General features: G+C 70.7%; 17 protein-coding genes. 14 read left to right on the top strand and 3 right to left on the bottom strand.

Annotated elements, in window-relative coordinates; translation table 11 throughout:
* The first annotated feature begins 1 nt into the window (after position 1).
* The 6 genes from ACWF79_RS08655 (at position 2) to ACWF79_RS08630 (ending at position 8,348) form a co-directional block, all read left to right on the top strand.
* Entirely contained in the window at positions 2-3,001 is a 3,000-nt protein-coding gene (locus ACWF79_RS08655) for an ATP-binding protein (protein ID WP_453727315.1), read from the top strand.
* Positions 3,002-3,040: 39 nt separating this feature from the next.
* The gene (locus ACWF79_RS08650; protein WP_453727314.1) at positions 3,041-3,580 is read left to right on the top strand and encodes a hypothetical protein; all 540 of its coding nucleotides are present in this window, start codon (positions 3,041-3,043) and stop codon (positions 3,578-3,580) included.
* Positions 3,581-3,642: 62 nt separating this feature from the next.
* Positions 3,643-5,901 (top strand): hypothetical protein, encoded by a 2,259-nt coding sequence (locus ACWF79_RS08645; RefSeq protein ID WP_453727313.1) that lies wholly within the window; start codon positions 3,643-3,645, stop codon positions 5,899-5,901.
* A 12-nt stretch (positions 5,902-5,913) separates the two neighbouring features.
* Positions 5,914-6,531, top strand: coding sequence for a hypothetical protein (locus tag ACWF79_RS08640; protein ID WP_453727312.1), 618 nt, complete (start codon positions 5,914-5,916; stop codon positions 6,529-6,531).
* Positions 6,532-6,652: 121 nt separating this feature from the next.
* Positions 6,653-8,095, top strand: coding sequence for a WhiB family transcriptional regulator (locus tag ACWF79_RS08635; RefSeq protein ID WP_453727311.1), 1,443 nt, complete (start codon positions 6,653-6,655; stop codon positions 8,093-8,095).
* 13 nt (positions 8,096-8,108) lie between these two features.
* Positions 8,109-8,348 carry a hypothetical protein gene (locus ACWF79_RS08630; protein ID WP_453727310.1) on the top strand — a complete coding sequence of 80 codons (240 nt, stop codon included), beginning with the start codon at positions 8,109-8,111 and terminating at the stop codon, positions 8,346-8,348.
* A 183-nt stretch (positions 8,349-8,531) separates the two neighbouring features.
* Here the strand turns inward: ACWF79_RS08630 and ACWF79_RS08625 are convergent, their stop codons facing one another.
* Positions 8,532-9,638: a threonine synthase gene (locus ACWF79_RS08625; protein WP_453727309.1), complete on the bottom strand. Its 1,107-nt coding sequence runs from the start codon at positions 9,636-9,638 to the stop codon at positions 8,532-8,534.
* 190 nt (positions 9,639-9,828) lie between these two features.
* Here ACWF79_RS08625 and ACWF79_RS08620 point away from each other — a divergent pair, with 190 nt between their 5' ends.
* Positions 9,829-11,403 (top strand): S8 family peptidase, encoded by a 1,575-nt coding sequence (locus tag ACWF79_RS08620; protein WP_453727308.1) that lies wholly within the window; start codon positions 9,829-9,831, stop codon positions 11,401-11,403.
* A gap of 75 nt (positions 11,404-11,478) precedes the next feature.
* Here ACWF79_RS08620 and ACWF79_RS08615 read toward each other — a convergent pair whose 3' ends face one another.
* Positions 11,479-12,972, bottom strand: a complete 1,494-nt coding sequence (locus ACWF79_RS08615; protein ID WP_453727307.1) for a translation initiation factor 2 — start codon at positions 12,970-12,972, stop codon at positions 11,479-11,481.
* Between the two features lie 91 nt (positions 12,973-13,063).
* Here ACWF79_RS08615 and ACWF79_RS08610 point away from each other — a divergent pair, with 91 nt between their 5' ends.
* On the top strand, positions 13,064-14,380 hold the full coding sequence (locus ACWF79_RS08610; protein ID WP_453727306.1) for a DUF4190 domain-containing protein: 1,317 nt from the start codon (positions 13,064-13,066) through the stop codon (positions 14,378-14,380).
* 166 nt (positions 14,381-14,546) lie between these two features.
* Here the strand turns inward: ACWF79_RS08610 and ACWF79_RS08605 are convergent, their stop codons facing one another.
* Positions 14,547-15,917 carry a glycoside hydrolase family 18 protein gene (locus ACWF79_RS08605; RefSeq protein ID WP_453727305.1) on the bottom strand — a complete coding sequence of 457 codons (1,371 nt, stop codon included), beginning with the start codon at positions 15,915-15,917 and terminating at the stop codon, positions 14,547-14,549.
* A 225-nt stretch (positions 15,918-16,142) separates the two neighbouring features.
* On the opposite strand from ACWF79_RS08605, the gene ACWF79_RS08600 reads away from it, so the two are divergent.
* The 6 genes from ACWF79_RS08600 to ACWF79_RS08575 all read left to right on the top strand — a co-directional run bounded on the left by ACWF79_RS08600 (position 16,143) and on the right by ACWF79_RS08575 (position 22,984).
* Complete coding sequence (locus ACWF79_RS08600) at positions 16,143-16,895, top strand: GntR family transcriptional regulator (RefSeq protein WP_453727304.1); 753 nt, start codon at positions 16,143-16,145, stop codon at positions 16,893-16,895.
* A 220-nt stretch (positions 16,896-17,115) separates the two neighbouring features.
* Positions 17,116-18,825 (top strand): purine-cytosine permease family protein, encoded by a 1,710-nt coding sequence (locus ACWF79_RS08595; RefSeq protein ID WP_453727303.1) that lies wholly within the window; start codon positions 17,116-17,118, stop codon positions 18,823-18,825.
* Positions 18,826-18,981: 156 nt separating this feature from the next.
* A complete protein-coding gene (locus ACWF79_RS08590) occupies positions 18,982-19,161 on the top strand; it encodes an SPOR domain-containing protein (protein ID WP_453727302.1) in 180 nt (59 codons plus the stop codon).
* Between the two features lie 45 nt (positions 19,162-19,206).
* Positions 19,207-19,650 carry a (deoxy)nucleoside triphosphate pyrophosphohydrolase gene (locus ACWF79_RS08585; RefSeq protein ID WP_453727301.1) on the top strand — a complete coding sequence of 148 codons (444 nt, stop codon included), beginning with the start codon at positions 19,207-19,209 and terminating at the stop codon, positions 19,648-19,650.
* A gap of 187 nt (positions 19,651-19,837) precedes the next feature.
* Complete coding sequence (locus ACWF79_RS08580; protein WP_453727300.1) at positions 19,838-20,257, top strand: ATP-binding protein; 420 nt, start codon at positions 19,838-19,840, stop codon at positions 20,255-20,257.
* 147 nt (positions 20,258-20,404) lie between these two features.
* Positions 20,405-22,984: a SpoIIE family protein phosphatase gene (locus ACWF79_RS08575; RefSeq protein WP_453727299.1), complete on the top strand. Its 2,580-nt coding sequence runs from the start codon at positions 20,405-20,407 to the stop codon at positions 22,982-22,984.
* Positions 22,985-22,999: the final 15 nt, after the last annotated feature.

The following is a 22,999-nucleotide window of genomic DNA, read 5'->3' as shown; positions in this document are numbered from 1 at the left end:
CATGTTCATGATGATCCTTCTGGGCGGGGCGGTCGCCTTCTTCGCGATCGCCATGATCATGGCCGCCTCCTCCTCCAAGTCCAAGGGCGCCAACGGCAACCAGGGCGGGGGTGGGAAGCAGGGCTCCGGGAATCGCCCCTCGCGGCCCCAGGGCGGCCGTGCGCAGGCGCGGCGTGAGGAGATGCGGCTGCCGTACCGCTACGCCGACGACATGATCTTCGTGCACGGCGACTCGGTGTGGACCGGCATCGTCCTGCCCACCTCGATCGACGAGTACCTGAACGCCACCGAGCTCCAGGCCATGGCCGAGGCGCCGGCCCGCGCGCTGCTCAACCTCGCGCGCGGCGACCGTAACGTCGAGTGCCACTACCGCAAGGTGTACCGGCCGATCACCGCCGTCGGCTGGGCCGAGGAGCTCAACGCCGTCGCCTGGGACCCGACCGAGAACTACAAGGCGTACAACTTCCGCAAGGCGGAGTACCAGGAGCGCATCGGGGCGATGCGCGAGCGGAACATCCTGCTGGTCAAGCTGGGTTCGCTCAAGCGCGGCTCCGGTGACGGCAGCGGTGTGCTGCCCGGCGGGGACGACCCGGTCGAGGACCTGGCCCTGTCGCGCGCCCTGACGGGTACGGCCGACAAGGCGACGGCCGCCGCGACCGGTGTCCACAACGAGTATCTGTCGCCCGTGCTGCTGGCCCAGTGGACGCAGGTGGCGCGTGAGGTGCACGAGAGCCTGGAGAGCCTCGGCGGTACGCCGCTGGCCCGCGAGGAACTGGTCTGGCTGATCCGCAAGCCCCTCCACGGCGACCTGCCGGTGCCGCCGGAGCCGGTGCTCGGCTCGCGGTCGTGGGGTCCGGACCAGTTCGACCTGGTCGTGGACTTCTCCGGCGAGAACCGCAAGACGCACATCGTGCTGCACCAGTACGACGAGGTCACGGGCGAGCAGCACACCAGCTACACGACGACACTGGTCGCCGCCAACTGGCCGACGGAGACCCGCTTCCGCCAGTCCACCGCGTGGGCGCGGTACGCGGCGCAGAACGTCGAGTTCCCCGTCGAGATCGACATGCGCTTCACGCTCATCCCGTACATGAGGTTCAAGGACCGCGCCGGGAAGATGAGCGGCAACCTCCTCGACGAGATGAACGACATGGCGAACTCGGGCCGTTCGCCCGACACCAAGCTCGCCAACCAGGTCACCCGCGCCCAGCACCTCGTGGACGACATCGAGGAGCACAAGATGCCGGGGATGGAGGCGCAGATCCGTTTCACGATCTCCGCGTCCGACCCGACGGAGCTGGAGCGGCGGCGCCGCATCCTGGAGATGCAGTTCAAGCAGGACCTGAAGGTCACCCTGCTGCGTCCGACGCGCCAGCAGTGGCGGCTGCTCCAGTCGCAGCTGCCGGGCAACGCCCCGAAGCTGCCGATCGCGCCGTACCTGCGGCTCCAGGAGGTGGAGCAGCTCGGCGCCGGCCTGCCGACGGCCGGCACGGAGCTGGGCGACAACCCCGAGCAGCGGTCCGGGAAGAAGCTCGGCTGGGTGGGCAACCTGGTCGGCTGGGCGGGCAAGATGCCGGTCCACTACTCCCTGCACGTCGGCCCGGCCCGTAACGACGGCGGTGGCCTCGCCATCGTCGGCGCGTCCGGTGGTGGTAAGTCCTCGCTGGCGCTGCAGAAGTTCTACGAGGAGTCGGAGTCGGGCGTCCGTTGCCTGGTCATCGACCCGAAGACGGACTTCGCGCAGCTCTGCTACTACCTGGGCTTCGGCGCCCAGGTGAACGACCCGGAGTTCGCGGCGGACGCGGAGCGGGGTGTGCTGGGGACGCCGGAGAGCCGGTTCCAGCCGGTGAACCCGGAGTTCTGGGCGGAGACGGAGGTCGTCGACCTTCTCAAGGGCCAGGCGGGTGTGCTCGACCCGTGGGTGATCGCGCGCGACGTCCCGTCGGGCCGGCTGCTGGCGGAATCGATGCTGCGTGGCTTCCTGGGCGACGAGGACTACCAGCGCGTACGCCTGCCCGTCATCGAGGCGATGGCGACGGTCGTCGGCTGGTACAACTCGGCGATCCGGCAGGCGACGGAGCAGGGCCTGAGCGCCCGCGAGGCCGAGGAGCGGGTGCCGAGGCCGACGCTGTGGAACGTTGTCGACGAGGTTGTACGGGCGTACGAGCACGCGCTCGCGACGAACGACCGCGAGGCGGCGAAGGACCTGAAGCTGGCGCAGATGCTCCTGACGGAGCTCAGGACGCTCCCGTACGCCCGCCTCGCCTTCGCGGAGAAGCCGCAGACGCTGTCCGCGATGCGCAAGCGCCGTACTGTCATCACGCTCCGTGGCTTCCAGTCGCCGGCCGCCTCCGACCCGCGTAACTGGAACCCGGCGGAGCGGCTCGCGGCGACGGCGCTGATGGCGGTCGTGGAGCTGGGCAGCCAGATGCTCGACGTCGGTTACGAGAAGAACCCGGTGACGGGCGAGATCGGCCTGCGCCCGAAGGCGCTGTTCGTGGACGAGGCGTACGTCGTCACGGCCACGGAGAGCGGCCGGGACCTGATGCGACGGGCACTGAAGCAGGGCCGTTCGTACCTGGCGGTGACCGTCCTGATCACGCAGCAGGCGATCGACCTGGTCCAGATCGAGGACTCCGAGGCGCGCAGCGGTGGCGCGAACCAGATCCACACGGTGTTCGCGTTCAAGCAGAAGTCCGCGCAGGAGGCGAGCCTGGTGGCGCCGCTCCTCGGCCGCCCGGAGACGGACGCCAAGGTGGTGTCGGCCCTCCAGGAGCTCCGCACGGGTGTCTGCCTCCAGCGCGACGCCGACAAGCGGGTCGGGACGGTGGCGGTGGACCTCGTCTTCAGGGAGATCCTCGCCGCCACGGACACCAACGGCACGACCCGCCCGTCGCGCCAGGGCGTCAACCCGCCGCTGAGCGTCTGGGACTGGACGTTCCTCCAGGAGACGAACGACCTGGACCCGACGCCGGCAGCGGAAGCCACGGCCGCGGTCTGACCCGCCTCGGCCCCCTCGAATCGACCCAAGGAGAATCCCATGCGCCTGTCCAAGACCCTCGCCGCCGGAGCCGTCGCGCTGACCGCGCTGGTGACGCTGACGGGGTGCGGCGGTGAGAGCGGCGGCGGCGAGTCGGGCGCCGACGGTTCGCTGAGCAAGTTGCCGAAGGCGGCGACGATCGCCGATGTCCAGCAGGCCGTCGTGGAGCGAGGGGTCGCATGCGACAAGCTGCGGCAGAGCCGCGAGGGGATGTCCTACATGGAGGACGAGGCCAAGGACCCCGCCTGGGGCATCAAGGAGCGCGCCGTCTGCAAGGACGGCGGGGGCGACGCCGTGACCCTGCTGCTCATCGGTGACATGGCCAAGTTCCAGGAGTCCCTGGCCAAGGGCGGACGATCCTTCTCGATCGGCCAGAACTTCGCGGTCGCCGCCGAGAGTGACTCGTCCGGCCAGAGCCTGGTGCAGAACGGCCTGGTCGTACTGTCCTGCGACGCGAAGGACCGGGAGAAGGTGCCCAGCGGCTTCGAGATCCACGAGGGCCTGGTCAAGGGCTGCTTCACCACGAACTACAACGCCTAGCCGCCCCCGCCCCGGAAACCCGGACCCCCGGAAGGAAACCGATATCCGTGCGCCGTAGGGCCATGTCACGCGGAACCCGTACCGTTCCCCGTTCGCCGGGCAGGCTGGTGCGCGGTGCCGGGCGAATCGTCAGAGTCGGCCTGTTCCTCGTCTTCGCGCTGGTCGCGCTGACGTTCTCCGTCCCGAACACGGCGCAGGCCATCGACCTCAACCTGAGCTGCAAGATCACCGGAGACGACGGCTACAGCCACGACAGCCCGGGTGCGAGCGGTGAGTCCATCATTCCCGCGGTCAACCAGTGGGAGGACACGGGCCAGACCGGCGAGGACATCAACGACACGAGGGGCATGGTTACTGGGGCGGTCAAACTGCCCAACAGCCCCGACCGGTACACGTTCTACGAGATCAACGGCATGCGGGGTCTCAACTGGACGACGACCTTCAAGAGCCGGATGGACGCCTCGGTCCCCGACGGCACCGATGGCAGCGGCGCCGACGACTGTTCAGTCATGGACTTCGTCAACAACGGCGTGGCGAACATGGTCTTCAACGGGACGAAGATCCTCACGCGTGCCGCCGTCTCCATCAAGGAACTGGCGTCCAACCCGAGCCCCCTCCGAGGCCTGTACGAGGGACGCAACGATGCTGTGACGACGCTGCAGAAGAACGTCTTCATCCCGGCCGTGCCGGTCATGATCATGCTCACGGGCATCTGGGTGTTCACGAAGTGGCGTGCGCAGCAGATGCGCGAGGTCTGGTCCGGAGTCGGGTGGGCCTGTCTGACGACGATCGCTGTCGTCACCCTTCTCGCCGGTGGCGGCGAGAAAAGCAACTACCACAAGGTCATCGACCAGGCGGACGCCGGCATCGCGAACTTCAACTCGCTGCTGGCGGAGGCGGCCCTCGCGGGTGTCTCCGGAAAAATGCAGTCGCCCTGCGACCTCGCGGAAACGGAGTCGAAGAACCGCGGGCTTCGTGCGTCGAGCTGCGCGATGTACGACACTCTCGCCTTCCGGCCGTGGGCCCTGGGACAGTTCGGCGAGAACGGCACGAACTGCATTTTCCGCGAGAACGGTGGCGCCAAGCTCAACAAGGGCGCGTGCGAGTCGAGCAGCGGTGAGTGCGACTACGGCCGAGGTGCGCGCTGCGACGACCTCCGGGTGAAGCAAGCCGTGGCGCAGTCCACGACCAACTATGACCGGTACCCGAGGAAGGGCGAAGCGAAGTCAGGAAGCAAGGAGGAATCACATTGGATGCCCATCCGCATGGACATCGCGGGTGGTGAGAGGGACGACATCCCGGACGAGGACGAACTTCCCAAGGACCAGAGCATCTACCCGGTCCCCTTCGGCGACTGGGCCGGGCACAACGCCGGCGGCCGGGTCGGGCTCGCCTTCTACTCCCTGATCGCCGCCCTCATCGTCGGCATCATGGTCATCGTGCTCAGCGCCCTCACGCTGCTCTGGCACGCCGTGACCCTGATCCTCATCATCCTGCTCCCGCTGGTCGCCACGCTCGGTATCCACCCCTCCCAGCAGAAGCTGCTGAAGGGCTGGCTGCAGACCTTCATCCACAGTTTTGTGCTGCGGGCAGGCTTCGGAGTCATCCTCACCATCCTGCTCGTGCTGTACCAGATGATCCTGCCCGCTCGGATCCCGCTGGGCATGCAGCTCCTCATGCTTCTTCTTGTCACCGTTGCCGTCGTGATGATGCTCAAGAAGCTCATCTCCGGGGAGTTCGGCCCGCAGATAGCCGGCGCCGCCAATCTGGGTGTCGGGGACATGCCGGGTGTCGTCGCCAGCAAGGCCGGTTCCCTCGTGGGGTCGGCAGGACGTATGGGCGCCGGTGCGGCCAAGTCCACCGGGCGGGTCGCGGCAGGGGCCGCCGGGAAGGGCGCCGGGTACGCCGCCCGCGGTGCGGACAAGAAGTGGAACGAGGGTCGCCTCCAGAAGGGCGGCTGGATCGCGCAGAACAACTCCAAGCGCCAGCAGCGGAAGAGCGCCCATCAGGCCAAGGCGGTTCAGGAGGAGCAGTACGCCAAGTACACGGGCGACCCGAAGGGCGACAACACCACCACCGAGGCGTCGACCGCCGAGAAGGCCCCCCGCCGTAGCGGTCGCGTCAGCCAAGGCGGTACCACTCCGCCCCCGGCGGCCACGCCGACCCCCGCGCCGCAGCAGCCGACGCCTCAGGCCGCGGCGCCCAAGCCGCAGCGGGTGCAGCCTGCGCAGCAGCCAGTGACGCAGCAGCCTGTTCAGCCGCAGCCGCCCCAGTTGCCCCCGCAGCGGCCGCCGGGGGACGACAACCGTATGCCCCGCTAGGAGGGACGTCCCATGACTCGCACCGACTCGGTCGTCGGGGCCATGCGTCGGCTGGTGCGGCAGGAGAAGAGTGATGCCTGGGCAGTCAAGCTGCTGCCCAGGCTCGTCTTCGGGCTCGCGGGGGCGTACACGCTCTTCATCCTCGCCTCCTCCAGCATGAGCTCGTTCATCACGATCTGCGCGCTGCTCGCGCTCGGACTGCTCGTGTTCCTGCTGCGGCGTCGTGGGCAACTGCTGCTGGCGTTCGGGTCGACCGTCCTGACCGCCGCGTTCGCCGGGTACTTCGCGGCCGTCGGGGACATCGCCCGGGGCGTCGCGGACAGCTGGCTCAGCGGTCAGGCCGTGTTCGGGTCCTGGGCGCTCGCCGGCATGGCGCTGCTCGGGGCCTGGATGGTCAAGGAGCATCCCGGGCGGCGCGGGCTCACCGTCGTGCTCGCCGACGTCGTGATCCTTGTGGCGGCCGGGGTCGGGACCGTCGTTCCCGAGGTCGCCGTGCCGCTCGGGTTTGCCGGCGTCGTCGCGGTGCTCATGTTCCGGGGCGGCGGGGGAGCCGCCGTGGGGCGCTTCGCGCGGCGGCTGGCGGGGCGGTTCCGGCGGTCCTCGGGTGACACCGAAGTGAATGGTTCGTAGAACTGATGGAAGTTCAGAGAGCTTTTCGGCGACTTGGTTACAGGTTGGAACAACTTTGCGGTCGCCATTTGCGCTGCTCTAGAGTCCCCAGGTATCAAAAAATGCCACGGGGGGCACTTTCATGGTCACAACCGCTCGCAGGACTCGTCCCGCACCGCCCATATCCACCGCCGCGGCCGCCGCGTCCCTCCCCTGCCGACGCCGACCGGACATCTTCCGCCATCCCCTTCTGGAGAACCCGCCCGTCGCCGCTGCCGAGTTGCCGCTCCAGGGTCGGCGCGCCCAGGCGCTGGCCCACGCGGCCCGGCAGCTCTGCGCCTCCTGCCCGCTCCAGCAGGAGTGCCTGCGTGACGCCGTGCTCCGCCCCGATCCGGGCGGGTACCTCGCCGGGACCACCGAGCAGGATCGGCGGCTCATCCGCCGTCAGCTCGGCATCGGCACCCCGCACGGCGACCTGACCGAGCCCGTCGACCTCCGGCGCCGGGGAGCCGAACTCGACGCCGTACTAGAGGCGTTCGCCCCCAGGCAAAAAAGCCAGCTTGGGACCCAGCCCGCGCGCCGGGCGGCCCGGCCCGGCCCACGGCTGCCCGCGATCCCACCCCAGAAGACACACCACGTAGCAGAGGTATCCATGGCGGTTCCGGCAGGCGAACGGATCACCTTCCCTCTCGATGATCCCGTTCTCGCCGTGCAGAAGGCCGTCCTCACGCCGCTGCTGCACGCCGCGCTTCCCGCCGTCGAAGCGACCGAGCAGCTCGCCGGCATGCTGGCGCACGTGCCGGCCGCCGGACTGACCCCGGAGCTGGCCGAGGCGTGCCGCCGCGCGCGCCGCTGCCTGGAGACCTGGCGCGCGGAGTGCGCCGACGACGCGCCCCGACTCCCGGCGGACACCGGGCTCGTCGGCTCGGTCAGCGTCGAGCTCGCCACCAGCGACCCGATCACCGCCCTGCGCCAGGACCTCTTCGAGCCCCTGCTGCGCCGCGTCTCGGAGTCGATCGTCCGCATCGAGTCCGTCATGTCCGTCCTGGACAGCACGGAGCGCAAGGAGAACGACGGCGCCGCCAAGACCGCGACGCTGGGGGAGATCCGTGTCTCGCTGCGCGAACTCGGCGCGCGCATACAGGCGTACGAGGGTGGCCTGACGTCACCCGTGCCGCGCCTGCGCGCCGTCGCCGGCGGGGACTCCAGAGACGCCAGGGATGCGGTCGTCCGCGCCCTGCCGCCCACGACGAGCCTGCGCCAGGCGGTGGACCGTGTGGTCGTCTCCTTCCCCGGCCCGTTCACCGCCCGCGACGTCCTGCTCGCCCTGCCTCCCGAGGTGTTCCAGGAGTCGGCGAAGTCCATCAGCAACCTGCTGTCCGCCATGGTCAAGTCCGGGCGGCTGCGGCGTGTTTCCCGGGGTACGTACGCCATGGAGTCCGTCGGAACAGTGGGGCTCAGGGGGAACGCGGATTCCCTCGCATCCGTGGGATCCTTGGAGTCCAGGGAACACTCCGGCCCTCGCGACCACTCGGGCCACTCCTTCGACGCTCCGTCGCCCGGCGACCTCGCCGCGCACTCCTGAAAGGATCCGAGTCGTGCAGCCCACGCCCCCGGCGGCCGAAGTCCGCATCTTCTCGCCCAACGCGGGCCTGGTCGACGGCGTTCCCGTCACCGCGCCGCCGTACGGCGACATCCAGGAGGTCGTCATCTCGATTCTCCAACAGCGCGCCCAGCAGTTCGGCGCCCCGGCCCCGGCGTCCATCACCGACGACCGGTACGGCGGCGCCATCCACCTCCTCATCCATCCGGACGGCACCACGGAGGCAGTGGACTGAGGCGGCCGGCGGGACGAAGGGCCGGCGGAACAACCCGCGCGCGGGCCATCCCTCTCGGGTGCCCCGCGCCTCGTCGCACACGGGGCGGTTACGAATCGGGTCGTACGGCTCCAGCGGCAGTGGGGTGAAGGGATGGGCCGTGTGCCCGCCGATCTCGGGTGAACAGGGTCAGGCACCCGCCACTCACAACCCCCCACCCACCCCCGTCTTCGCCCCCGCCCCGCAGAGCGGCAGCACCGTCAGTCCCGGGCGGGGTGGGGTCGCGCGTGCGGCTGCCCAGCAGGCTGCGGCCGTCGGTTCGACGAAGAGGCCTCGGCGGGCCAGGTCGACCTGGGCGGTGTGGAGCTGGTTCTCCGGCACCGTCAGGAAGGTGCCGCCCGTCGCCCGTACCGCCCGCAGGATCTGGGCGGCGCGCGGGGGGTTCGGGATCGCGATGCCCTCCGCGAGGGTGGGGCGGATCCGCACAGGAGCCGGTAGTTCGTCCGCGCCCGACGCGAACGCCTCGGCCAGCGGAGCTACCGCCTCCGCCTGTACGGCGATCAGCGCCGGGCGCCCGGCGATGAGGCCGTGGCCGTACAGCTCCTCGATGGCCAGGGCCGCGCCCAGCAGGAGCGTGCCGTTGCCGACCGGGAGGACGAGGGTGTCCGGGAGTCGGCCGCCGAGGTCCTCCCAGAGTTCGTACACGTACGTCTTCGTGCCGTGCAGGAAGTGCGGGTTGTAGACGTGCGAGGCGTAGAAGGTGCCCGGCTCGTCGGCCGCCGCGCGGGCCGCTCGTGCCGTCGCCTCGCGGTCGCCGGGCACGACGGTCAGCCGTGCTCCGTGGGCCCGGATCTGCTCCAGCTTCTTGGTCGACGTGCCCTCAGGTACGTACACCTCGCAGTGGAGGCCCGCCCGCGCGCAGTAGGCGGCGATCGCCGTGCCCGCGTTGCCGCTGCTGTCGGCGAGGACGCGGCGCGGGGAGAGCCGGCGCGCGAGTTCGGCCAGCATGACCGCGCCCCGGTCTTTGAAGGACAACGTCGGCATGAGGAAGTCGAGTTTGGCCGAGATGTCCTCGCTCAGAGGGACCAGCGGGGTGCGGCCTTCTCCGAGGGTCACCTCCGGTGAGCCCGTCGCCAGAGGCAGCGCCTCCTTGTAACGCCACAATGAATTCACGCGTGACGCAAGGGACGTGAGGGAAACGGGTGCGCTCGTGAATTCGAGGTCCCACGGGCCCCCGCACCGCGGACAGCACCAGGTGAGGGCGTCGGCGGGGGAGTGAATCCGGCATCGGGGGCACACGTAGGCCGTCATGCGCCTCAGGATGTCAGCTGTGTGGCACACGCGTGACGAGGCGTTCGGGACTCTTGTGTGATTCCTATGGATCCGTCAATCTTTCGCTCGGCAGCCGGATGTACGAAACGGCGAGGACACCTCATGCCGCTTTGTCATGTGCCTGCCATACCCCCACAGCAACGCACCACCAATGAGGAGGACCCCTCACATGTCAGTGATGCGTGACTCACGGCGCAGACTCGCCGCCGCCAGTGCCATAGCCGTCGCCGCCCTCGCTCTCGGCACCGCCGCCACCTTCCCGGCCACCGCCGCCGAGGCCGCCCCCGAGGGCGTGATCCAGAACGCCGGAGCCCCCGGGACGATCGACGGCAGCTACATCGTCACCCTGAAGGAGTCCGCCCCCGCGGAGACCTCCAAGGGCCGGGCGGTCGCGGCCAAGCACGGCGCGAAGATCAAGAAGACGTACACCGCGGCGCTCAACGGCTACAACGTCGAGCTCTCCGAGGCGCAGGCGAAGAAGCTCGCCGGCGACCCGTCGGTCGCGTCCGTCGTGCAGAACCGTGTCTTCACGGTCGACGGCACGCAGCCCTCCCCGCCGTCCTGGGGCCTGGACCGCGTCGACCAGCGGGCCCTCCCGCTGAACCAGAGCTACACCTACCCGGACACCGCGGGCCAGGGCGTCACGGCGTACATCATCGACACCGGTGTGCGCATCTCCCACAGCGACTTCGGCGGCCGGGCCTTCAACGGCTACGACGCCGTCGACAACGACAACGTCGCCCAGGACGGCCACGGCCACGGCACGCACGTGGCCGGCACCGTCGCCGGATCCGCCTACGGTGTCGCCAAGAAGGCCAAGATCGTCGGCGTCCGCGTCCTCAACAACCAGGGCTCCGGCACGACCGCGCAGGTCGTCGCCGGCATCGACTGGGTGACCCAGAACGCCGTGAAGCCGGCCGTCGCCAACATGAGCCTCGGCGGTGGCGTCGACTCCGCCCTCGACACGGCCGTGCGCAACTCGATCGCCTCCGGCGTCACCTACGCCGTGGCGGCGGGCAACGACAACTCCAACGCCTCCAACTACTCCCCGGCGCGGGTCTCCGAGGCCATCACGGTCGGCTCCACGACCAACACCGACGCCCGCTCCAGCTTCTCCAACTACGGCAGCGTGCTGGACATCTTCGCCCCGGGCTCCTCCATCACCTCGGCCTGGAACAGCAGCGACAGCGCCACCAACACCATCTCCGGTACGTCGATGGCCACCCCGCACGTCGCGGGCGCCGCCGCCGTCTACCTCGCGGACAACCCGTCGTCCACGCCGGCCCAGGTGGCGACGGCCCTGACCGGCGCCGCCACCCCGAACGTCGTCGGCAACCCCGGCACCGGCTCGCCGAACCGGCTGCTCTTCGTCGGTGGCGGCGGCACCACCCCGCCGCCCGGCAAGAAGTTCGAGAACACCGCGGACTACGCCATCGCCGACAACACGACCGTCGAGTCCCCGGTCACCGTCAGCGGCGTCACGGGCAACGCCCCCGCCGCCCTCCAGGTGCCCGTGAACATCGTTCACACCTACATCGGTGACCTTCAGGTCCAGCTGATCGCCCCCGACGGCACGGCCTACACGCTGAAGGGGTACGGCACGGGCGGCAGCGCCGACAACATCAACACCACGTACACGGTCAACGCCTCCTCCGAGGTCGCGAACGGCACGTGGAAGCTGCGGGTCAGCGACAACGCGCGGTACGACACCGGAAAGATCGACTCCTGGGCGCTGCAGTTCTGAGGCAGTGCGGAGTTCTGAACCGTAAGGGTTGAGTGAGGGGCGGTCGCCGGTCTCGGCGACCGCCCCTTGGTCGTGTCAGGGGGAGGGGACGGCTGCGTGGGAGTCCAGCAGCGCGTCCATGGTCTTCCTGGGGAGGGCCGGGTTGGCGGCCGCCGCCTGCACCAACTCCCCTTCTTCAACGAGTTGAAGAAGCCGCTCTCGCGGGAGCGCGGGGTTACGGGCCGCCCCCGCACGCACGCGTGCGTCCGGATCGCGCGTGAGCGCGTCGACGAGGACCGGGTCCGCCTCCGGGTCGAGCGTGGCCAGCAGGCGTACGGCGGGGCCCTCGGCGGTCCCGAAGCGGTCCGCCAGCCCGGCGACCGGGAAGCGCGGGAGGCCGAGGAGCCGGTCGCGGTTCCTCCCGGTGTACTCCAGGTAGCAGCGCAGGAGCAGTTCGCCGGGCGCCTCGGGGTGGTGCTGCGCGAGGATGATCCGTACGCCCAGGTCCTCGTCGGCGGCGAGGAGCGCGACGAGTTCGGGGGGCAGCTCCGGGTTGTGGGCGACACGGCGGCGCAGCAGGGGGTGCGCCGACCGGGCGTGCGCGAGGGGCGCCCCGTAGGGGTCCTGGCCCACCTGGACGACCTCGTGCGGGTCCACGACGTAGGCGATGGCCGCCCGCTCGTCCTCGGTCAGCTCGGGGCGTACGGAGATGGCGGTACGGACGCCGGGGTCCGGGTCCCGCGCGAGGAGGTCCACCAGGTCGCGGGGGAGGTCCGCCCGCCACGCGACCTCGCGGCGCGTCCTGGCGTCGGCGACGCGGGCGACGAGCGCGACGACGTCCGGCGGGGTGCTGTAGTTGTGCGCGAGGCACCAGAGGTCGTCGTCCTCCCGTTCCTGGAGCAGCTCGTCGACGACGGCCCGGGAGAGGCGGCAGTTGACGAGGATGTGGCTGTGGGCGTGCGAGCGGCTCCCGGGCAGCACGCGGAGCTGCCGCTTCATCTCCTCGGCGTCGTCCTCCGCCGCGACGTGGGCGGCCATCCGCTCGGCGGCGGCGCGCACGGAGGCGTCCGGGTCGGCGAGCAGGGCGGCTCTGCGTTCCTCGGACAGGTGGCGCCAGGCACCGGCGCCGTACACGCGGATCACGGGGTCGGGGTGGGTCGCCGCGCCGACGCGGAAGCGGAAGGGAACCTGGCGGGAGAAGTCCACCGACTGGAGTTCCTGTCCGTCGTACGTCGCGTACATCCGCTCGATCACGTGGTCGGGCAGGTGACGCGGCCAGACGTCCTGTCCCGGGCCGTCCGCCAGGCACGTCCGGACGAGCCAGTGTTCGTCGTCCACGACCCGCCCGCGCACCTCGCCGGGCACATGGGGGTTGCGGGCCAGCGCGCCACGCGCGCGTGGCGCCGGATGCGCGACGATCGCCTCGACGACCTCCGGGGGCAGTTCCCGGCGCCACCGGCAGAGGGACGACCAGGCCGCCTCGTAGGGCGGTTCGAGCAGCCGCAGGAGGATGTCGACGGGGGCGGCCGGATTGACGGCGAGGCCTTGCAGAGCCGCGCTCCCCGCTCCTTCGGTCGTCGTGGATGCCATTCGTGTACCGTCCCCGCCCCTTGACCACGTACGATGCGCCCGCCCGATCGCATGTTCGTACCGCCCGCCCGCCTACAGGAGCACCGTACTCGTGGAGCCCTCCCCGCCGCCCCAGGATTCCCAGCCGCCCCGCCAGGGCTGGCCCGCCCCCGAGCCGTCGGACCCGACCGGCCCGCCGGCGGCGTCGGCGGCCTCGGCGGCGTGGGCGGCTCCTGGGGTTCCGACGGCTCCCGGCGCGATTCCGACGGCTCCGGGGGCGATCCCGCCGGCTCCGGGCGGCCCCGGGGTCCCCCCGACCCCCGGCCCGTACACCTCCGCCCCCTACGGCCCGTACGGGCCCTACGGGCCCGGTGCCGCCGGCCCGGGCCTCGGCCCCTACGGGATGCCGCAGCAGCCCACGACCAACGGGATGGCCATCGCCTCTCTCGTCTCCGGTGTCGTCTGCTGCCTGCCGCCCCTCGGCCTGGTCCTCGGCCTGATCGCCCTGCCGCAGATCAAGAAGAGGAACCAGACGGGCAAGGGACTCGCCATCGCCGGCATCGTCCTGTCGTCCCTCAGCTGCCTCCTCCTGGTCGTCGGTCTCGTCTCCGGAGCCTTGGGCGACGCGTGGCGCGACTTCCAGAAGGGCATGGACGAGGCGGCGCGGTCGGATTCGACGTTCTCGCTGCGTACGGGCCAGTGCTACAACGTCGACGGCGAACTGGAGGCGGAGACCGCGGACGTCGAGGTCGTCGACTGCGAGCAGCCGCACGAGGGCGAGGTCACCGGCGGCTTCAAGCTCACCGGCTTCTCCAAGTGGCCGGGCGAGTCGTCCATCGACGACATCGCCACGAAGCGCTGCGGCGACATCGGCAACGCGTACGCGCTCGACAGCTGGGCCTTCCCCGAGGAGGTCTACGACTTCTACTACATGCCGAGCGGCGACAGCTGGCGGCTCGGCGACCGCGCCGTGACCTGCGCGTTCGTCGTCGACGGCGGCGAACCGATGAAGAGGTCGCTGCGCGCCGACAAGACCACCCTCGACGCCGACCAGCTCCACTTCCTCACCACCATGAGCCGGATCGACGACGTCCTCGGCGAGGAGCCGGAGGACGACGCGGACGAGGCCCTGGCTGCCAACAAGGCCTGGGCGGGGAAGGTCCACGACGCCCTCACCACCGCGAGCCGGGGGCTGAAGAACCACTCCTGGCCGGCGGCCACCACGTCCGAGGTGCCCAAGCTCGTCAAGGAGCTGGACGCGTCCGCGAAGCAGTGGGACAAGCTGGCGAAGTCGGCCGACGAGGACGTCTTCTGGGAGCACTACGACCAGGCGTACGCGGACACCTTCTGGGACTCGGAGTCCAAGGTCCGCGCGACCCTGAAGCTGGCGGCGACCCCGTCCTCGCCCGAGTCCGATTCCTCGGCCTGATCCCCGAGCCTGATCCCTCGGGCCGATCCCCGAGTCCCCGATTCCTCGGCCTGATCGGGGGATGCGCGCGGCCCGCCGCACGCGCGCGTGACGGGGCCGGGACTCCTTCCTGGAGTCCCGGCCCCGTCGTCATGCCTGGAGCGGTACCGGTGAGCGCCGTCGTCCGCTAGCGGCGGCCGAGGACGCGGTCGACGGCCGTGATCAGTTCGCCGTCGGGGGTGTCCCCGTCCAGCGACCAGAACATCGCGCCGCCGAGCCCCTTCGCCCGCACGTACGCCGACTTGGTGCGCAGGACCCACGGGTCGTCGTACGTCCACATGGTCGTGCCGTCGAAGAGCCAGGCGTGGCCGTTCCGCCAGTCGCGGTGCACCGTGTACGTCCCCGAGTCCGCGAGCTTCCTCAGCGCCTTGTAGTCCTCGTAACCGTTCGCCCAGGTGGCCGGGGCGGGGCCGGTCGCGGGTCGCCCGAGTCCGTTGCCGCCGCCCGTGACGCCCGTCCAGCCCTGGCCGTAGAACGGCATGCCCACCACGAGCTTGCGGGCGGGCGCGCCGCGCCGCAGCCAGTCGTTCACGGTCTGGTCGACGCTGAAGTCGCCGGACTTGGCGAAGAGCGCGGACTGCTGCGCCGTCGTGGACTCCCAGGAGCCGTGGAAGTCGTAGCCCTGGAGGTTCACGAAGTCGAGGTCCCGCATGATCTTGGGGACTTCGAAGCCCGCGTCGATCTTGGCGGGCGCGGTGGGGACGAAGGCGGTCAGCTCGTAGTGCGTGCGCTTGCCGCCGCGCTGGTTCCGCTGCTGCGACGTCGCGTACGCGTCGAGCTGCGTGCGGAACTCCCGTACGAGCGCGGTGAAGTTCTGCTTGTCCTCGGGGCGGAACACGGTGTCGGTGTCGCCCGCGGAGCCCGGCCACTCCCAGTCGAGGTCGATGCCGTCGAAGAGACCCGCGGCGGCTCCCGCGCCGCCACGGGCGCCGTCGGTGGGCAGGTTGCCCTTGATGTAGAGGTCGATGCAGGAGGCGACGAGGGCCTTGCGGGAGGCGGGGGTGCGGGCCGCGTCGGAGAAGTGGGTGGACCAGCTCCAACCGCCGAGCGAGATCAGGACCTTGAGGCCCGGGTGTTTCGCCTTGAGTTCGCGCAGCTGGTTGAAGTTGCCGGCGAGGGGCTGCTCGGCGGTGTCGGCGACACCGTCCACCGACCCCGCCGCGTCGAGCGGGCGTACGTAGTCGGCCCACGCGTCGGCCTCGCCGGGCACGTTGCCGGTGAAGCACTTTCCGTCCGGACTCACGTTGCCGAAGGCGTAGTTGATGTGGCTGAGTTTGGCCGCCGTGCCACTGGCGTCCAGGTCCTTGACCTGGAAGTTCCGTCCGTAGACGCCCCATTGGGTGAAGTAGCCGACCCGCTTGTACGCCGCGTGGTGCGGCGCGCGGTCGGTTTCCTGGTGCGAGGACGCGGGGTCGGCGCCCGCGGCGGGGGCGAGGCCGGCCACGAGGCCGAGGGAGAGGGCGGCGATCGTCAGCCGGGCAAGGGTTGTTCGGCGCATGAGGCTCGTTTCCTGTGCGTGTGCCGGAAGGGAGCGGTGCTCAGCGGTGCGCACAGGAAGCTATTGGTCTGGACCATTCGCGTCAAGAGGCGGGGCGTCCATACCTGCGGTAAGCGCAGACGTAAAGGCAAGTCATCACTTCGGGTGAAACTTTGGCCCATGCTTGCGGGCGGCCACCGAGGGTTGTCAATCTGTAGCTGTCCGTCAACCTGAGGGGAGTGTCCTGTGACGTTCGGTGAGCAGCCCGCCTATTTGCGCGTGGCGAGCGATCTCCGGAAGAAGATCGCCAACGGCTCGCTTCCGCCGCATACCCGTCTCCCCTCGCAGGCCCGCATTCGTGAGGAGTACGGAGTCTCGGACACCGTGGCCCTGGAGGCCCGCAAGGTGCTGATGGCCGAGGGGCTCGTCGAGGGCCGCTCCGGTTCGGGGACGTACGTCCGGGAGCGGCCGGTGCCGCGCCCGATCGCCCGCTCCGGATACCGGCCGCCGTCCGGGGCCAACCCCTTCCGGCAGGAGCAGGCGGCCGAGGGGGCGCGCGGCACGTGGGAGTCCAGCAGTGAGCAGGACCGCGCGAGCGCCACGGTGGCCGCACGGCTCGGCATCGAGCCCGGCGAGCGCGTGATGCGCACGCGTTACGTGTACCGGGACGCGGGCGAGCCGATGATGCTCTCCACCTCCTGGGAGCCGCTCGCGGTCACGGGTCGGACGCCCGTGATGCTGCCCGAGGAGGGGCCGCTCGGAGGCTGCGGGGTGGTGGAGCGGATGGCGGCGATCGACGTGGTCGTGGACAACGTGGTGGAGGAGGTCGGCGCCCGCCCGGGGCTCGCGGAGGAGCTCCTCGCGCTCGGCGGCGTCCCGGGGCACGTGGTGATGGTCGTGGAGCGGACGTACTACGCCTCGGGGCGGGCCGTGGAGACGGCCGACGTCGTGGTCCCGGCCGACCGGTACCGCATCGCCTACCACCTGCCGGTGCGGTGACGCCGAGGGACAGCCGCCCGCGCGGCGCGCCGGGACCTTCCTTGGCGCGCGAGCCGTCGTGACCGCTGGGCGGACGGGGTCGTCCGTGGGGCGTTTCCGGGAGTTTACGAGGCGTCAACTCCCGTAACCGCGAGGCAACCGCGTGCTGACCCCCGCCGTCACGCCCCGCTCCTACCTTCCTCGTCCGTACCCGCGATCCGGTCGGACGACAGGAGACCTCATGACGGACACGGTGACCCCGGCCGAGTCCCCGGCGGCCGCCCCGCCGCCCCGCCGCAGTTACGCCAAGCTCGCCGCCGACGAGAGCCGCGAGGACTACTCGCTCCGCTACGCGCCGCACTCCTTCCGGCGTTGGTCCCCCTCGATGGTGGCGGGTACGGCGCTCGGCGGCATCGCCTATCTCGCCGACTTCGCCATCGGCGCCTCGATCGTCTTCACCTACGGCTTCACCAGCGGCCTCGCCTCGATCCTCACCGCCGCGGCGATCATCTTCCTCACCGGCATCCCCATCGCCAGGGCCTGCGCGACGTACGGCCTGGACATGGACCTGGTGACCCGGGGCGCGGGCTTCGGCTACTTCGGCTCCACCCTCACCTCGCTCATCTATGCCTCCTTCACCTTCATCTTCTTCGCGCTCGAAGGCTCGATCATGGCCCAGGCCATGCACCAGGCCGTCGGGCTGCCGGTCGAGATCGGCTATCTGGTCACCACCCTCATCGTGATCCCGATCGTCTTCCGCGGCATGGGCGCCCTCGCCAAGGTGCAGGCCTGGACCCAGCCGATCTGGATCGTCGGCATGGTGCTCCCCTTCGTCGTGCTCGCCTTCGAGGCCCCCGACGCCTGGGGCGCCTTCGGCTCCTTCGGCGGTACGGAGGGCGCGGGCTCGGGCTTCTCGTGGATCGGCTTCGGCCTCGGCACGGGCGTCGCGCTCTCCCTCATCGCCCAGATCGGGGAACAGGCAGACTATCTGCGCTTCATGCCCGCGAAGACCGAGGCCAACAAGCGGCGCTGGAACCTCGCCGTGCTCGCCGCCGGACCCGGCTGGGTCGTCATCGGCGCGGCCAAGCAGCTCGGCGGCGCCTTCCTCGCCTTCGTCGCCCTGGAAGCCGTCGGCAAGACCCACGCCCTGGAGCCGATCGCCCCGCAGGTCGAGGCGCTCAAGCCCTGGCTCGGCACCTTCGCCCTGCCCGCCGCGGCCGTCTTCGTGATCGTCTCGCAGATCAAGATCAACGTGACCAACGCCTACAGTGGCTCGCTGTCCTGGTCGAACTTCTTCTCCCGCGTCACCCACCGGCACCCCGGCCGGGTCTGGTACATCTTCCTCAACCTCGCCATCGCGCTGACGCTGATGGAGATGAACATGTTCGCGGCCCTGGGCAAGCTCCTCGGCTTCTACTCCAACGTCGGCATCGCCTGGATCGCCGCGGTCGCCGCGGACCTCGTCATCAACAAGCGGGCCGGCTGGAGCCCGCCGTACATCGAGTTCAAGCGGGCCTACCTCTACTCCGTGAACCCGGCCGGCTTCGGCGCCATGGTGATCGCCTCGACCGTCTCGATCCTCGCCTTCTTCGGTCTCTTCGGCCCGTACGCGGAGGCCTTCTCCACCTTCATCGCCGCCGGTCTCGCACTGGTCCTCTGCCCCCTGATCGCCTGGGCGACCCAAGGCCGCTACTACCTGGCCCGCCCGAATCCGGTGAACGGCCCCGGAGTGGACGTGGCGGACGTGACGGCCACTCACACCTGCGCCGTCTGCGAGACGGCGTACGAGCTGCCCGACATCGCCGACTGCCCCGTGCGGAACGGGCCGATCTGCTCCCTGTGCTGCTCGCTCGACGCCGACTGCGGCGACGTCTGCCGCAAGGAGCCGGCGGCCGCCGGTCCGGTCCTGATGCCGATGCCGACCGTCCCGCAGACCGCCCCCAAGGCCTGATCTTCGGCCTCCCTTCGTCGGTTCCCGGCCGGATCCGTACCTCTTTGTGAAAACCCGTATCCGCTGTGTAAATGTCAGGCGTAAGGTCGGGCATATGCGGATTGCCATTTCAAGGAGATCCACGGAGACGTCCGGATCGGCGGAGGGAGATTCCCGATGACCGACAGCGGCCCTGTCCTGCCCTGGCTGGTCATACGGCAGGACGACAACGGCAACCGCTATCGGGTCGGGCGGTACGCGACGCAGGACGAGGCGCAGAAGGTGGCCGACAGCCTCGACGACCGGGGGCACAAGCAGCTCTACTGGGTGGAACGCATCGGCCAGCCCGCGCTCTGACCCGCGCCACCCCGCGCTTGACCCGCGCGGGTTACGCTCCGGCCCATGACAGAGAGCACGTCCGACCACGTGGCCGACCACGTGGTCGTGGTCGCCGGAGCCCTGTACGACCGGGGGCGCCTGCTGGCCGCGCGCCGCAGCGCCCCCGCCGAGCTCGCGGGCCGCTGGGAACTGCCGGGCGGCAAACTGGAGCCGGGCGAGAGCCCCGAGGAAGCCCTGGTCCGCGAGTTGCGCGAGGAACTCGGCGTGGAGACCGAGCCCGGCGAGCGCATCCCCGGCGAGTGGCCGTTGAAGCCCGGATACGTCCTCCAGGTGTGGACCGCCCGGCTGCTCTCCGGCGATCCCCGCCCGCTGGAGGACCACGACGAGCTGCGTTGGCTCGCCCGCCATGAGCTGGATTCGGTCGACTGGCTCGACCAGGACCGCCCCGCCGTCGCCGAGGCCGGCCTGCGCTGGCCGTCCGGCGCCACCGACGGAGCGCACGGCTGAGGCTCTACGCCTCGTCCGGCGCCACTGACGGAGCGCACGGCTGAGGCTCTACGCCGTTCGTGCCACCGTGCACCCCCTGGGCGCCTCGCCGCGATAGCCCGCACCGAATATCGGGTATGTGCTGATTAACCCCCCGAAAAAGGACGTGGGCGTCCCTTCTGGTGATGGGCTGGGGAAGTGAGCGGGCGTGATCGACACCGAAGGCGACTGCGTCGAGTGGAATTTCCCGGCGGAGGCCAATGCCGTGCGCACGGCGCGTCACGCGGTGCGCGACACGCTCCGGAGCTGGCGGATCGACTCGACGGTCGGTGACGTGACCGTCCTGCTGGTGAGCGAGCTGGTGACCAACTCCCTGCGCTACGCCTCCGGCCCGATCGGCGTCCGGCTCGTCCACCTCCAGCCCGGCGCGGACGACACCCCGCACCGCCCCGCCCTGCTCGTGGAAGTCTCCGATCCCCTTCCGGATGCACCCACCGAACGCGCCGCCGGCCCCGACGACGAGGGCGGCCGCGGACTCCAGCTCGTGGCCCGTTCCGCACGGCGGTGGGGCATCCGCAAGGGCAGATCGGGCAAGACAGTGTGGTTCGAGCTGGCCCTGCCGGGTTAAGAGAGGGAAGGGACAACGATCACCAGCGTCTCGGCCGGAAATGAACGAGACCACCCTGTGATCGTGAACGTCGTGCCGTCGGGGGCCGTAGTGCTGAATACTGCGGGCATGGCCGGTCCGGTGCGGTGAGCTGGAGGGGACGGTCGCGTGAGCGAGATACCTGAGTCGGCGAGCGGCGTCGTGTGGCAGAGCAGCCCGCCCGGCTCGATCTATGACTACATCCGGGTCGCCTCCTTCTCGATAGGGCCCGACGGGCTCGTCGACCAGTGGAGCAGGCGGGCCGTCGACCTCTTCGGCGTGCCTGCCGACGAGGCCATCGGCAAGGACCCGGTCGAGGCCTTCATGCCCGCCGACCTGCGAGAGCGTGGTCGTCGCCGGGTCACCGAGATCCTCGACGGCAAGGAGTGGACGGGCCTCGTCCCGTTCCGGATACCCGGGCAGAACCGGCGCGACGGAATCGCCGAGATGTACGTCATGCCGAGCCAGACACCGACCGGGGAGCGGGCCGCGCTCTGCATCGTCGTGGACGTGCGGGCGCTCCGGCACATCGAGACCGACCTCGCCGCTTCGCAGGCTATTTTCGGCCAATCCCCCTTCGGTTTTCTTCTCTTCGGCACCGACCTCACGGTGAAACGGGCCAACCAGCGCTTCGCCCGAGTCTTCGGCGGCTCGGCCGACGACCACCGGGGCCGCACCGTCCACGACTACCTCACGCGGCCCGAGGCCGACCGGATGACCGCCGCACTCCAGCGGGTCCTGGAGACCGGCGAGTCCGTCACCGAACTCCAGATCGTCGGGGCCCCGCCCGGCTCCACCGACCGGCGCCACTGGTCGATCAACCTCTACCGCGTGCACAGCGGCTCCGGCCGGCCCGTCGGCGTCGCCGGTCTGGGCATCGACGTGACCCGCCGCCACAACGCGGCCCGCGAGGCGGCCAGCGCCCGCCGCAACCTCGCCCTGCTCAACGAGGCAGGATCCCGCATCGGCAACTCCCTCGACCTGGAGGCCACCGCCCGCGAACTGCTCGACGTGGCCGTCCCCGGCTTCTGCGACCTCGCCTCCGTCGACCTCTACCAGGGCCTGCTGACCGGGGACGAGGCCCCGCCCGGACGCTGGGGGAGCTCCCACGACGTCGGCTACGGGGCGGGCAGCGCCGAACTGCGCCGGGTCGCCTTCGCCAGCGCCGTCTCCGACACCCCGCTGCGGACCCCCGAGGCCACCGGCGACCCCGACACGAGCGGCGGCTGTTGCGGCACCGGCCCCGTCGAGGTCGGCTCCGTCCACCGCTACCCGTTCAACTCGCCCTGCGCCGGAGCGCTCCGCACCGGCCGCGTACAGGCCGTGCCCGGAGGCGACGGCAGTCTCGTCCAGTCCACCCTCGTGGTCCCGATGGTCGCCCACGACACCGTCGTCGGCCTCGTCCAGTTCTCCCGGACCAAGGGCAGCGAGCCCTTCGGCGAGCGGGACCGGGCCCTCGCCGTCGAACTGGCGGCCCGCGCGGCGGTCTGCATCGACAACGCCCGCCTCTACCGCCGCGAACACGAGCGGGCCCTCATCCTGCAGCGCAGCCTGCTCCCGCCCGGGGACCCCGAGGCCGCCGGTCTCGACATCGCCTGCCGCTACCTCCCCGGCACCACCGCCACCGAGGTCGGCGGCGACTGGTTCGACGTCATCGAACTCCCCGGCCACCGCACCGCCCTGGTCATCGGCGACGTCATGGGCCGCGGCCTGCGCGCCGCCGTCGCCATGGGCGAACTGCGCACCGCGGTCCGCACCCTGGCCCAGCTCGACCTCGAACCCGCCGAGGTCCTCTCCCACCTCGACGAGATCGCCCGCGGCCTCGGCGCACCGGCGGGCGCCCAGCAGAGCGCCCGCGCCCACAAGGCCCGGGGCCCGGAACTCTCCGAGGTCTACCTCGCCACCTGCGTCTACGCCGTCTACGACCCGGTCACCCGGCGCTGCACCTTCGCCAACGCGGGCCACCTTCCCCCCGTCCTCGTCGAACCGGGTGAGAAGGCCCTGCTGCTCGACGTACCCCCCGGGATGCCGCTCGGCGTCGGCGGCGAGCCCTTCGAGGAGGTCGAGGTCGAGCTGCCCGAAGGCGCTCTGCTCGCTCTCTACACCGACGGCCTCGTCGAGTCCCGCGACCATCCCCTCGACGAGGGACTCACCGCCTTCCGGGGCGCGCTCACGGACACCGTCCTGCCCCTCGAGGACGTCTGCGACCGCGTGCTGACCACCCTCGACACCGGGCACGGCGAGGACGACATCGCCCTGCTGATGGCCCGTATCCAGGGACTCCCGTCCGAGGCGGTGGGGGACTGGCGGCTGCCCAGAGAGCCCCGCTCGGTCGGCCGGGCCCGCGAACTGGCCCGCGCCCAGCTCACCGCCTGGGACCTCGACGCGCTCGTGGACACCGTCGAACTGCTCGTCAGCGAACTGGTCACCAACGCCCTGCGCTACGGCGAGGGTGAGATCAGGCTCCGGATGCTGCGCGACCGCACCCTCGTGTGCGAGGTCTGGGACGCCGGGCTCGTCCAGCCGAGACGCCGCCGCGCACGGGACACCGACGAGGGCGGGCGCGGACTGCAACTGGTCGGACTCCTCAGCGCCGCCTGGGGATCGCGCCGCACCCCCCGGGGCAAGACCGTCTGGTTCGAACTGCCCCTGCCGGACGGCGACGGAGCCGCGGAGCCCACGGTGGAGCAGCTCCTGAGCATGTTCTGACCAGCCCCGGATCCT

This window comes from Streptomyces sp. NPDC054975 (assembly GCF_053609105.1).
This window is presented reverse-complemented; position numbering and strand designations above follow the sequence as displayed.

What these genes read in the sequence shown, in the direction of transcription:
- ACWF79_RS08625 (WP_453727309.1), bottom strand. Translation starts at nt 9,638, where the DNA reads ATGACGGCCTACGTGTGCCCCCGATGCCGGATTCACTCCCCCGCCGAC.
- ACWF79_RS08605 (WP_453727305.1), bottom strand. Translation starts at nt 15,917, where the DNA reads ATGCGCCGAACAACCCTTGCCCGGCTGACGATCGCCGCCCTCTCCCTC.
- ACWF79_RS08585 (WP_453727301.1), top strand. Translation starts at nt 19,207, where the DNA reads ATGACAGAGAGCACGTCCGACCACGTGGCCGACCACGTGGTCGTGGTC.
- ACWF79_RS08620 (WP_453727308.1), top strand. Translation starts at nt 9,829, where the DNA reads ATGTCAGTGATGCGTGACTCACGGCGCAGACTCGCCGCCGCCAGTGCC.
- ACWF79_RS08590 (WP_453727302.1), top strand. Translation starts at nt 18,982, where the DNA reads ATGACCGACAGCGGCCCTGTCCTGCCCTGGCTGGTCATACGGCAGGAC.
- ACWF79_RS08595 (WP_453727303.1), top strand. Translation starts at nt 17,116, where the DNA reads ATGACGGACACGGTGACCCCGGCCGAGTCCCCGGCGGCCGCCCCGCCG.
- ACWF79_RS08655 (WP_453727315.1), top strand. Translation starts at nt 2, where the DNA reads ATGTTCATGATGATCCTTCTGGGCGGGGCGGTCGCCTTCTTCGCGATC.
- ACWF79_RS08645 (WP_453727313.1), top strand. Translation starts at nt 3,643, where the DNA reads ATGTCACGCGGAACCCGTACCGTTCCCCGTTCGCCGGGCAGGCTGGTG.
- ACWF79_RS08650 (WP_453727314.1), top strand. Translation starts at nt 3,041, where the DNA reads ATGCGCCTGTCCAAGACCCTCGCCGCCGGAGCCGTCGCGCTGACCGCG.
- ACWF79_RS08615 (WP_453727307.1), bottom strand. Translation starts at nt 12,972, where the DNA reads ATGGCATCCACGACGACCGAAGGAGCGGGGAGCGCGGCTCTGCAAGGC.
- ACWF79_RS08640 (WP_453727312.1), top strand. Translation starts at nt 5,914, where the DNA reads ATGACTCGCACCGACTCGGTCGTCGGGGCCATGCGTCGGCTGGTGCGG.
- ACWF79_RS08635 (WP_453727311.1), top strand. Translation starts at nt 6,653, where the DNA reads ATGGTCACAACCGCTCGCAGGACTCGTCCCGCACCGCCCATATCCACC.